This is a genomic window from Pandoraea anhela (assembly GCF_902459655.1).
Taxonomy (GTDB): Bacteria; Pseudomonadota; Gammaproteobacteria; order Burkholderiales; family Burkholderiaceae; genus Pandoraea; species Pandoraea anhela.
Genome location: NZ_CABPSB010000002.1, coordinates 311533 through 322765, shown reverse-complemented (window position 1 = coordinate 322765; position 11233 = coordinate 311533). Strand labels below are relative to the sequence as shown.

The 11233-nt window shown below is 62.3% G+C and carries 9 protein-coding genes; 8 read left to right on the top strand and 1 reads right to left on the bottom strand.

What is annotated here, in order from left to right; translation table 11 throughout:
• Positions 1-372 precede the first annotated feature (372 nt).
• Genes sicA through PAN31108_RS04530 form a run of 5 tightly spaced genes read left to right on the top strand, consistent with a single transcriptional unit; the run spans position 373 to position 5850 of the window.
• Positions 373-1293, top strand: a complete 921-nt coding sequence (gene sicA, locus PAN31108_RS26970) for a type III secretion system translocator chaperone SicA (protein WP_281350033.1) — start codon at positions 373-375, stop codon at positions 1291-1293.
• On the top strand, positions 1290-3026 hold the full coding sequence (sctE, locus tag PAN31108_RS04545) for a type III secretion system translocon subunit SseC family protein (RefSeq protein ID WP_150667680.1): 1737 nt from the start codon (positions 1290-1292) through the stop codon (positions 3024-3026). Before sicA ends, sctE begins: the two co-directional genes overlap by 4 nt.
• A 16-nt stretch (positions 3027-3042) precedes the next feature.
• A complete protein-coding gene (locus PAN31108_RS04540; protein ID WP_150667679.1) occupies positions 3043-4161 on the top strand; it encodes an IpaC/SipC family type III secretion system effector in 1119 nt (372 codons plus the stop codon).
• Between the two features lie 28 nt (positions 4162-4189).
• On the top strand, positions 4190-5317 hold the full coding sequence (locus PAN31108_RS04535; RefSeq protein WP_150667678.1) for an IpaD/SipD/SspD family type III secretion system needle tip protein: 1128 nt from the start codon (positions 4190-4192) through the stop codon (positions 5315-5317).
• Positions 5317-5850 carry a hypothetical protein gene (locus PAN31108_RS04530; protein WP_150667677.1) on the top strand — a complete coding sequence of 178 codons (534 nt, stop codon included), beginning with the start codon at positions 5317-5319 and terminating at the stop codon, positions 5848-5850. Before PAN31108_RS04535 ends, PAN31108_RS04530 begins: the two co-directional genes overlap by 1 nt.
• A gap of 57 nt (positions 5851-5907) precedes the next feature.
• On the opposite strand, the gene PAN31108_RS04525 is transcribed toward PAN31108_RS04530, so the two are convergent.
• Positions 5908-7602 carry a winged helix-turn-helix domain-containing protein gene (locus PAN31108_RS04525; RefSeq protein ID WP_174994848.1) on the bottom strand — a complete coding sequence of 565 codons (1695 nt, stop codon included), beginning with the start codon at positions 7600-7602 and terminating at the stop codon, positions 5908-5910.
• A 481-nt stretch (positions 7603-8083) separates the two neighbouring features.
• On the opposite strand from PAN31108_RS04525, the gene PAN31108_RS04520 reads away from it, so the two are divergent.
• From PAN31108_RS04520 to PAN31108_RS04510, 3 genes are all read left to right on the top strand, one after another.
• The gene (locus PAN31108_RS04520) at positions 8084-8410 is read left to right on the top strand and encodes a hypothetical protein (protein WP_150667675.1); all 327 of its coding nucleotides are present in this window, start codon (positions 8084-8086) and stop codon (positions 8408-8410) included.
• Between the two features lie 10 nt (positions 8411-8420).
• Complete coding sequence (locus PAN31108_RS04515; RefSeq protein ID WP_174994847.1) at positions 8421-8747, top strand: hypothetical protein; 327 nt, start codon at positions 8421-8423, stop codon at positions 8745-8747.
• A gap of 76 nt (positions 8748-8823) precedes the next feature.
• Positions 8824-11217, top strand: a complete 2394-nt coding sequence (locus tag PAN31108_RS04510; RefSeq protein ID WP_150667673.1) for a hypothetical protein — start codon at positions 8824-8826, stop codon at positions 11215-11217.
• Positions 11218-11233 lie beyond the last annotated feature (16 nt).

Genomic DNA, 11233 nt, shown 5'->3' with positions numbered 1-11233 from the left:
CGGCATGGCACAGCACCCCGCTTTCACGACCCTCCGGGAGGAATGATGGTACGTCGGGACATGCGTCATCTCTGGTGGTTGCACGACGTCGGCACATCGACGGATCTGATCGAAGTCGGCGGTGCCGCACCGGAACCGGGATGCCTGCGCTCGATGGCGCGAGACGCCTTCTCGGGGCTGCGCGAGACGCTGCGTGCCGATGGAACCGCACTGCCGTCCGAATGCGATCTGTTTCCCGATGCGATGCCCTCGGACGCCTCGGCAGGGACCGGCCGCCGGGCCACCCGCATGCGACTGAGTCATGCTGCGCGCCGTGCGCTCGCCGCCCACGGTCGTGCACGGGAGGCGTTCGAGCGCAATCAGGAGCGGGCGATGCAGGCCGATCTCGTCGTCGCCGAAATTCAACTGGTACTCGACATTCTCTCGCCGCGCGATCCGCAATACGCGAGGGCCAGCAAGAAACGTCACTTGGCACTTGCCGAAGCGCGCGAAGCCGCCGCGCAAGCCGACGACGGCTATCGATCGATGCGCATGAACGGCGTCGATCCATGGATCCGCTATCTCGCGAAACTGCCTGATGGCTCACAGGCGCCGTCGGCCGAGCCAGCGCTGCACAGCGATCGCGCCGGGCACCCCGGCCGGGGCGCACACCGTTCCTTCTGGGGCCGCCCTGCGACCGGATGTCGTCGCGCTGCGGTATCACGGCTCGCATTTATTCCAGTCACCCGACTGGCAAACAGAAGATTGACCCGTTTTCGGGTATCGGAAGGAGGTAATTCGATGACACAAGCGGCAACGCAAACAGACACGGACGAGGGTCGCGTGACAAGCGCAATCTGGAATGCCGTAATCGCCGGCGCCAGTCTCAAGGATATTCATGGCATTCCTAATGAAACCATGGACGGCCTATATGCACACGCCTACGACTTCTACAGCAATGGTCAGTTGACACAGGCAGAAGCTTTCTTCCGCTTCCTCTGCATCTACGATTTCTACAACCCCGAATATATCGTCGGACTCGCGGCGGTGTGCCAGCTCAAGGAGGAGTATCAGAAAGCGATCGACCTCTACGCGATGGCGTTCGCCGTCGGCAAGAACGATTACCGTCCCGTCTTCTATGCGGGGCAGTGCCAGATGATGATGCGCAACCGGCCAATGGCGCGCGAGTGCTTCGAGCTGGTGTGCGAGAGCAGTTGCGACGCCGACCTTCGCACGAAAGCCAAGGCGTATCTCGACGCGATCGGCGCAGACGATGCCGAGGAAAAAGCGCCCGGCAACAAGGAGGCCGCATGAGCACGATGACGATTTCTCCGTCCGGCATTTTGCCGTCGCTGCTGGGCCCCGATGTCGAGCCCGGCGTCGGCGGTCCCGATGGCGCGGGCAAGCCGCCGCCGGCGGGACAACTCGATATGAATTCGGTGGTGAAGAAGATCATCGAGAACATGACGTCCGAGAAAGACGCGCCGTCGGAGAGACCGGCCGACAGCCGCGATCTGAAGTCGCCGCCGAACGATACGCGCATGAGCATTACGTACTTGCTCAGCCGGCTGAAGGACTTGTTCAGTGAATCGTCGCTCGCCGATCTTCAGAATCATCTGAAGCAAAAGGAAGTGGAGGCTGCGGAAAAACAGGCGTTGGCGGAGCAAAGTCAGGCGGAGTTCGACAAGGCGCTCGCCGATGCGGCGGATGCGATCGCGAACTACGAAGCGGCGCTCGACGCCCTCACGCAAGCGAAGGAGGCGCTCGATCAGGCCAGGCGCAAGCTCGACGCGGCCAAGGCCGCACTCGATGCGGCGATGCCGGGTACCCCCGAATACGATGCCGCCAAACAGGCCTATGACGCCGCGAAAGCCGAGTACGACGCCGCGAGCGGCAAGTACGACAGCGCCAAGAACGACGCGACCAAGGCAAACGACGCCGCCAAAGACGCCGTCAAGAAAGCCGACGACCTGCTGGTCAAGTTCCTCGGTGAGCAGCCGTTGGGCAACATCAACAACAATGGCGCGGGCGACAAGCACACGAAGAACATGTCCGAGCTGATCTTCGTGATGGCGCGTCTGGCGAAGTTGCTCGGTGACTCCGCGAACGATGCGATTCAGGAGGACATGAAGTTCTTCGAGAAGATTCGCCAGGCCCGCGAAGCCGATCTCATCAAGAAGAACCAGGAATACGAAGCGCAGGTCAGGAAGGCCGAGAAGATGAGCAAGATCTTCGGCATCTTCGGCAAGGTTCTCGGCGCGGTGCTGGCGGTCGTGGGTGTCGTCGGCGCGGTCTTCACCGGCGGTCTGAGCACCACCATGACGGTCATCGGCGTGGGATTGCTGGCTGATTCGATCATGGGCGCCACCACGGGGTTCTCGCTGATCGGCGAAGCGCTCAAGCCGTTGATGACCCACGTCGTGCAACCGCTCGCCGAGAAGATCGGCAAGTTCGTCGGGTCCATGCTCGAAGAGCTTGGCGTGCCCAAAGAGAAGGCCGAGCTGATCGGCAACATCGTCGGTGTCGCGGCCGCAGCCGTCGTCGTGATCGCGGCCGTGGCCGTGGCGGTGGTGGCAGGCGGCGCTGCGGCTGCCACGCAGTTGGGCAAGACACTCGCCGCGCTGGTGGGCGACGTCGTGAAGAAGATGGTGCCCGATCTGCTGCGCGAAGCGGCCAAGGCGGGCAGCAAGATGCTTTCTCAGAATCTGGCGTCGTTACTGTCTCGCGTGGGCATCAAGGAAGGTAACGCGCAGATGCTGGCCAATACGCTGCGTCAGTTCGTGTCGGCCGGCGAACTCGGACTGGCGGGCACGCAGGCCACGGGTAACGTCCTGACGGGTACTTACGAGAAACAGGCGAGCGACACGATGGCCGACATGATGGTTTCGCAGGATGCGTTGGAAAAGATCACGGATTCGGTGAAGCAATCGTCGGACAAGTTCGCGGCCATGCAGAACATCGTCACCCGACTGATTTCCCAGATGTCCGAGGCCGGCCGAATGAAGCAGGAAACGCAGCGCTTTGTGTTGAACAACGTACGCGCCTGAGGGCAAGGAGTCCATCATGAATATTCTCGATGTCCGCAATCAACCTGTCGTTCTGACGCCGGATTCGCTGGAAGTCCCCAAGAAGCCGTCTCCGCCTCCGGCGCTGCTTTACAACGTTTTCAGTCCGGAGCCGGAGGACGACGAGAATCAGCGTCCCTCGCTCATGAACCCGCCGCCCGACGCCAATCGAAAAGACGCCGCCGACTGGCTCAAGGAGCAGAACAACAACAATAAGCCGGGGACCAAAGACAACGACTCGTTCATCGGCAGCCTGATCTCCAACGACGCGATGATCATGTCGGAATTCTATGAGTTCTATCAGAAGGCCTACGAAAACTCGATCAAGCTTCGCAACACCCTGGCGAGCGTCAACACGCAAGCCGTGATTGCCGCGGCCAATGCCGTCAAGGAGCAGGGTTTGGCCCAGATGATGGGCGCGATCTCCGCCGGCGCCTTGCAGGCCGGCATGGCAGGGATGGGGGCGTTCCAGAGCATGAAGGGCATTTCGGGAGAACGCGATGCGCTCAAGATGCAGGCGCCGAAGCCCGATGCGCCGCCACCGCCACCGGCAACGCCCAAGGTGACGCCCGAGACCCCCGAGGTATCGCCCACACCGACGCTCGCGAACACGCCGGAGGCACCGGCGCCGCAGGCGCGACGCAATAGCGTCGACGCTCAGGGGCCGGAGGATGTGCCGCCGCCGCGTCCGAACGCGTCCCACGATACGCCGGGGGTCAACGATACGCCCGATGCCCCGCCGACCGCATCGGCCAACGATCCGGTGCCCGACACCACACCCGACACCACGCCCGACACGTTGCCGGACGGACCGAGCGCGGAAGAGTTGAATCTGATGGCGCGACAAAAGAGCACCCAAGGCTCGGCGCTGACGATGCTCGCCGCGCCGACCGGCGCACTGGTGAACGGCACGGGGCAATACGCGGCGTCGCTCGCGCAACAGGAGCAGAAGCTGACCGACAGCGGCGCGCAACTGACCAAGGACGGGGTAAACAACATGCAGGATCAGGCGAACAAGGACAACACCCTCATCGTCGAGATGATCCGCGCGCTCGACAGCATCTCTCAGGCGAAGGTCGCAGCAGCGTCGGCGATTGCCGGTAATTTGCGCGGCTGAAACACGGAACACACGACAGGATGAAACGATGACCAGAATCGGCGACGAAAATACTATTCCCTGGTTTCTGCTGAACGGCGCAGACGGCGTGACGCCGGAAACCGGCGACGTAGACGGGAGCGGCGGGCCTGAGAAGCTGCCGGGCAACGACCCTTCGATCGATGAACAACGGGTGCGCGGCGTCGTGCAGGGCGCCGCCAAACTACTGGAAGCGCGTGCGAAATTCGCGCAGGACCTGAGCGACGTGTCGCGTGACGATGCCCGGCTTGCCGAGCATGATCTGGTGGCTCGCGTGAACGGGCTGGTGCACAGCGATACGCCGATGCCGCAGGACATGCGAGACGAATTGCTGGGCGTGACGGCGAACAAACCCGATGAAAAACGGGGCAACGACCCCCAGAAGCCGGAAGTAAAGAACAAGCCTGCACCGGATAACGATCAGTCCCCGGGGGTGAAAGACAATGAGGAGGACGGCGCGGAGGACGATCCGGACAAGCCGCCGCTGACCGATGGCGAAATCTGGGCGATCATCGTCAAGCTGATTGTCGACGTGAAGGAGAACTTCCTCAACATCTTCGGCGAAGCCGCGGCGAAATATCTGGACTTCGGCAAGGCGCTCACCGATATCATATCGAAGCTGTCCTCGTGGATCACGTCGAAAGGCGACGGCAAAGAGGTCGAGCTCGACGTCGGTGCGCTCAGAGGAGAACTCGAAAAGCTCCTGGCGAAGTACAAGCTCCCGAGCAAGGACGCCGTGCTGTGGCCGAAGCAAAAAGAGGGCAAAGACGGCGAGATCGAGGGCGGCAGCAAAGAGGATGCGCAGAAGTGGGCCAAGGAACTCGGCCTGCCGGAGAGCAGCGTGGTCGAGCAGCCGCCGGGCAGCGGCAAGTATGTGGTCGTAGTCGATACGACGCCGATCCAGAAGATGATCGATACGTTGCCGAAGGACGACAAGAACGGCAAGGCGAAGATGACCACTCAGCAACTCGAAATCTGGCGCACCGGCTTTACCGGGCAGGAGAATCTGGTGAAGACGGCGCTGCAATCGATGTCGCAGCGCTTCACGACAGCCAACGCCACGAACGAGACCCTCGTCAAATTGCTGAGCGGATCGATCGTCTCGATGGCCGAAGCCTTCAAGGGATTCAATCGCTGATGCGCACAGAAGGTATTTTGCTGAGTGCCGCACGCTCGCGACCGGTGCCGAGCTTTGCCCCTGCGTTGTTGCCCGGTGCGCGTTTCCGGCCCGGCCCGCTGCGCAACCTGCCGTCGCCGGCGTATCTGTCCGAGTTGCTGTCCACCGGAGACGCGCGGTCGCTGGGGGTGGCATTGATGATGGTCATGCGCGATGCGTTCGACCCGTCGATGCTGGAGGATATTCCGCTGCGGCGTCAGTGCAATGCGATGCGCGACGCCGTGTTGCCGCGCGGCGCCATGCGGCAACGGGCCATTCTCGAGTGCTTCGCGCGGGGGGAGGCGAAGTCGCTGGGCGATACGCTGGGGTTGCTGATCACTTTGCTGGTCGATCACCCGCAGCGCGATGCGTTGCGAGGGTTTGCTGCGCAACTGTTCCTGCGCGACTCGGAGCCGGCGGAAGAGATACGGCGGAATCCGCTCGTGGCGGCCATGCTGGCAGGACTCGGCCTGTTTCCGAAAGCGCCGCCGCCCACACTGTCGACGCTGCAATAACATGCGCATCGGACCGTTATGCCCCGCCGGTGACGGCGGGGTTTTTTCCTCGACGCGTCACAGAGAGAACAGCACCTCCAGACGCGGGTCGAGACGGTATAACCGTTGCCATGGATACCAGTCGGTGCGCATGCGTCGCCAGGCGTCGCGCGCGGCCGGCACGCCGTGCGTGAGCAGGATCAGCGGCAACAGTCCTGCGCGGACCTGACGCGGATCGACGGCCGCCAGCACTTGTTCGGCCTCCCGGCGCGCGGGCAGGCCGCCGCGCGCCAGTTCCACATAGTGTCGGTTGATCCGCAACAAGCCCGTGTCTTCCCCTGTCTCGCACACCGAGCGGACAAGCGCCTCGGCCTGCGCGTGCCTGCCCTGATACGAGAGCATGACCGCCATCGCGCTGGTGAGCACAGGATGATGCTGCCCCAGACGTTGCAGATTCTCCTGCGCGACGGCAATCGCGTCGTCGGTACGCCGGTCGAAGAACATGGCCCATGTCTTGAGAATCACGGCGGCGACAAAGCTCGGGTCGTTCTCCAGCGCGATATCGAGCGCCATCTCCGCTGCCCTCAGTTCTCCCTTGAGAATGCAGTGCCATGCGTGGTGGTAGCGTACGTAAGGATTGGAGGGCGCGGACCATAAGGCCCGGTCGAAAAGGATATTCGCCACGCTGGATTCGAACTTCATGCTGTGCAGCAGCGCCAGCAGACTCACGGCGTGGGGGTCTCTCGGCGCCAGCGCCAACGCCGCCTCCACGGCGGCCCGCGCACCGTGCAGCGCGGCTTTCTGGTCGAACAGGCCGAGATGCGCGAGCGCGAGATAGCACTCGGCCTGCCCGCAATATGGCGCCGTTCGCGACGCGCCGTGCCCCACGCACTGGTGAAAGAGTTGCAACGACTGACGCAGGCTCGACGGCGTGTGCTGCTGAAGCCTGAAGCGCGCGTGCAGGAAAGTCGTGGCGCAGTCGAGGGAGTCGAAGGAGTGCGAGAGGTGAACGGATGCGCAAAGCCCCGGCACGTGCTTCGTCACGATCTCCGTGATGCGGGTTTCGAGGGGCAGTGTGTTGGCCGTGTCGGCCAGTTCGAAGTCTTCGCTGAACAGGAGCTGGTGACTATCCGAACTGACGAGTTCGATGCGTAACCTCTCACCGCAATCTCCGCGCTCACCGTGGCCGCGGCGTTCCCCGTCGATACCATGCCCGATGAGGTAGTAGTCGGGGGTGAACCGCTCGACGAATCTCGCGATGTCGTGGCATTCGAGCACGGTGCGGGTGATCGACGCCGGCAGCACCCGCAGCCCGTAAGCCGTGAATTCGAAGAACCGTGTGACCAGACGATCGTGCAGCATGAGCGCCTGCGCCGAGTTGCGCAACCGGAACGGCATGATCGCGAGCGTGCAAAGCGAGGCGGCGCGCGTGGCCGCCGATACGATGGCCACGGAGCGGCGAATGCGATAACCGGTGCCGTAGACCGTCTCCACGATCCGGTCGGACTTCTTCTCGCGCAACACACGCCGGATGGCATAGATGCAGCGCGTGAGCGACTCCTCGCTGACATCCTGATGCGGCCACACCAGCGAGAGCAGCTTGTCCTTGCTGACGTTCTCGCCCGCGGCCTCGAGCAGCGTGCGTAACACGGCGACTTCCTTGGGCGGCAGGCTGATCTGACGGTCTCCCTGTTTCAGCACTCCATTGGCGTCCAACGAAAAATCGTCGAACAGATAAATCTTTCCATTCTGCGGCGAGTTGATCTGATTCACGTGCCGACTCTCCTGCCAGCAAGCCCTGCTCGACGCGAGCGACGACGATTGCCGACTTGACACGCCATCAGTCGAAGACGTGTGGGACATACGTGCGCTGAAACATCGCCGCGGGGGGCACCGGCGAAATCATGTTCCTCAAAGCGAGGAGACTATGCGAGGAACGCCGGTTTCCGGGGGGATGATCATAAATAAATAGGCCGATTCCCGGTCACTTTGCGTAAGTGCCTCTCCGTGAAGTCCCCAATTGGGCGAAAGATGAAATGCACTGGCGGGAGAAGACCGGGATGATGGCCGAAAGCAAGACACGTTCCTGAATGTCCCCAACCTATAAGAAATCATGGACACAGCCTTTGGATTCGGCAGGTCGATTTCGTCAGCAGAACTTCGGAGACACGCGGCCCACCGCCCGGTAAGTCAGGCGGGGCAAGCCGCAGTTGCTGCGGCGGCACAGACATCGATCGCATCGATCTGCGACGCGATGCGCGATCGATGGCAGGTCGATGCGACATTGCGTCGCGGCACCATCTTCTTCGAAGCGCGCGACCTGGATACCTGCGTGATTCATCAGCCGGCGGGTACGCACATCGAACGGCGTATGGCCGACGCGGATGACGAGACGGCCGCGCGCGCGTTGGCGATGAACCCGACGCTGTGCCGGCAAGCCTTCGCTTTCGGAGTCAGGCAGGGTGTGCTGGTGCTGCATCGCTATATCACACCGTGGGAGACCTTTGAGACGTGCATGACCGGTGTTCGCGATTTTCTTGTGCTCTCCGAGCGCATCAAACACGCGGTGCGCAAGCGGTGAGGCCATGGCGATGCGCAACATTCTTCGCAGACTCGACGCGGCGCTGCCGGAAACGGTAGGCACGTTCGTACAGGCGAGATCGCCGGACGGGGTCGAGCCATTCTGGCTGCTCGAATACTCGCACGGCCATCTCACGTTCATGGTGGCCGCCGGCACCGTGGCGCTACCCGATGTGCGATTCGGTGAGCGAACGGCGGTGTGCGAGTCCTGGATGAGCGGGCCTGCCCTGTTCGAATCGCGCCGCGTGTTGCTGATGTACGGCAGTGCCGTGCGAGGCACGCGCGCCGACATTGTGGCCTGCGTCGACATGTTCTTGCTTCAGATGATTTCGAGATGATTTCGCACTGACGTCAATGTTAGTCCGCGTCTCCCGAAGCGAGGCGCGACGACGACACTTTAAGGGAACCCAGCCTATGGCAGAAATGATTCAATCGACTTCGGGTGGACACGCGGCACGCGCAACGCAAGCGGCGTCTCAGGTCACGGTCTCGCAGAACGAATTCGACTCCCGCATCGCCAACGACGACAGCTTGTTCAACGCGAGCAACGATAGCGACGATCTGAGCGTCACACGTCTGAAGCGCGATCCGGTGCCGACGCCGCTCTCGCACCAGGACACGCGCACGGCGGTGTCCTCGCTGTGGAATGTCTATCAGAAAACGCGCGCATCGCTTGGCTTGCCCGATAAAGGGCTGGCGCACGACAACCTCAAGGCGCGCGTGGACAAGTTTCTCCATCAGTCGGCTGACGCGAAGCTCAAACGCAACGACCTGTTGCAGATTCACGGCCTCTTCAGCTCGCTGGAAGAGGGGCTGAAGCGGCACAAGGGGGCAAAGCATGTCGAGAATTTCGACCGTGCTCTGAACGTCAGTCGCGGGTTGAAATGGCAGTTCAAGGCCAGCGCGGACGAATGCGTCAAACGCCGTTTGGACAAGGGCTTGCGCGAACGACTGGCGAACATGAAGCCCGGTTCGACCAAGACTTTCGCACTCAGAGCGGGCGGTGGCGTCGATGTGGTGCCGGGCGTCGGGGTCAATGTCAGCTTCGGGCAGGATTCGAGCGTGATGGTCACGCCGACCGAATGGCTGGTCGATTCGACAGGCAAGAGAGTCACCTTGTCTGCCGACGCGGAAGTGTTCGACTTCATCGAGACCGAACTGTCGTTGTCTCCGGCGTCCTCGCGCGCGGACATTTATGCATCGTTGTCCGACTACGTCACCAGTGAAAGTCACAAATTCCGGACATGGATCAAGCTGGGGCCGATCGCGTTGATCGCCAAGATTCGCGATCTCTTCCTGATCTCGTCGTCGTATGAATCGACTCGCGCGCGAGCCGACTTCAGCAGCGATTGTCTCGAGTATGACCTGATTGCGCTATGCGGCAAGGGCATGGACATTCATCGACACGGGCCGATGACGCGCGCCATCGAGCGGCACGATACGCTGAGCGGCGAGCTCAAGGTGAAGGCAGGCGTCGATTTCGGCGTCACGGCGAGCGTCGCCGCCACGGGGCGCAAGCTGGCGACGATGAAACGCGCGCGCCACGATATTCTGAGCATTGCCACCGACAAACCGGAATGGGCGAGAGAACTGCTCGCAGGCAAGCCGCTCGTCTGTTCCGCCGAGACATTGGTGGAGAGCATGCGCGAGCACGTCAAGCAGTCGAGCGCCGAGATTACAGCCGAGTTGCGGTCGAAACGGCCGGGATCCGCCGTCAAGGATATGGAGACGCGCGCGGGGTATTTGCTCGAACAATTCGCGCTGCTCAAGCTCAGTGGCGAACTGGATCCGGATGTCGAGGAGATCTTCATGGACCTTTTCAAAGCGCGCGAACGTATCCTGCGCCCCCCTGCGCTGGCGGTGCATGAGCTAAGTTGCCGCCAGAGCAAATGGCAAACCGAGATCAGCGCGGTAGCAGGCGTGCCGTTCGTGTTGCCAAACAGTGTGACCGCCACCGTGACATACGAGCATGTGACGCAGGACGAGGATCCGTACTACTGCGGTCATTTCATCAACGTGACCGTCTCGGGCGCCGCGCTGCTGGCCGGCGCCGTGGCCAGCGCGCTTGAATCCGCCGGTGTCAGTGCCAGTGGCGTATGGGGTGTCGCCGAGATGGAAGCCGCGCTGAAGTCGGCGGACTTCGATGTCGGCATTGGCGTGATGACATCGATGCGTTTCAAGCTCAAGGAAAACGGCGTGGCGCTGATGCATTCGGTTCGCGGCACCACGAGCACGCTCGGTGCGGAAAAGAAGTTGCCGACGCCGGTATCGGTGATCGCCGGCCTCACATGGAGCAGCAACACGGCAGATCATCTGACGATCGGAAGTTACTGCCTCGACCTGCTCGCACCGATGATGCGCATGCGCTATGCCAACCCGAAATTCGGCGGTGAGGCGTGGTGGAGCGAATTCTCGGCGCTGCACAAAGCGGAGCTCGACCGGATGTATTTCAAGATCGCCGACGCGTCGCCGGGATCGACGCTCGAAGCCGATCTTCAGCACATCGTGCGCGAGGTGCCGTCCACCGGTCGGTTGCTCGACGCGCTGAGAGACGCCACGATCCGGTTCTCGGATGAGACGACGCCGCAAAACAGGGCGCTCGCCAACGACGCGATGGCCGAGTTCATGCTCGCCTACGTGAAAGGCGGTTACGGCGAAAGCGTCTCCGGCAAATGGAAGCCTTCGGTGTCGGGACAGCGGGTAACGGGCGCTTATCGCGATCCGACACAACCGGCCGTGGCCCCGGCATCGAACACGCCACATGCCGGTCGGGGCGCGCAGGCGCCGTCGGATGCCATGGCTGCCTGAGTTGCCTAATCCACCT

What these genes read in the sequence shown, in the direction of transcription:
- sicA (WP_281350033.1), top strand. Translation starts at nt 373, where the DNA reads ATGCAGGCCGATCTCGTCGTCGCCGAAATTCAACTGGTACTCGACATT.
- sctE (WP_150667680.1), top strand. Translation starts at nt 1,290, where the DNA reads ATGAGCACGATGACGATTTCTCCGTCCGGCATTTTGCCGTCGCTGCTG.
- PAN31108_RS04540 (WP_150667679.1), top strand. Translation starts at nt 3,043, where the DNA reads ATGAATATTCTCGATGTCCGCAATCAACCTGTCGTTCTGACGCCGGAT.
- PAN31108_RS04535 (WP_150667678.1), top strand. Translation starts at nt 4,190, where the DNA reads ATGACCAGAATCGGCGACGAAAATACTATTCCCTGGTTTCTGCTGAAC.
- PAN31108_RS04530 (WP_150667677.1), top strand. Translation starts at nt 5,317, where the DNA reads ATGCGCACAGAAGGTATTTTGCTGAGTGCCGCACGCTCGCGACCGGTG.
- PAN31108_RS04520 (WP_150667675.1), top strand. Translation starts at nt 8,084, where the DNA reads ATGCGCGATCGATGGCAGGTCGATGCGACATTGCGTCGCGGCACCATC.
- PAN31108_RS04515 (WP_174994847.1), top strand. Translation starts at nt 8,421, where the DNA reads ATGCGCAACATTCTTCGCAGACTCGACGCGGCGCTGCCGGAAACGGTA.
- PAN31108_RS04510 (WP_150667673.1), top strand. Translation starts at nt 8,824, where the DNA reads ATGGCAGAAATGATTCAATCGACTTCGGGTGGACACGCGGCACGCGCA.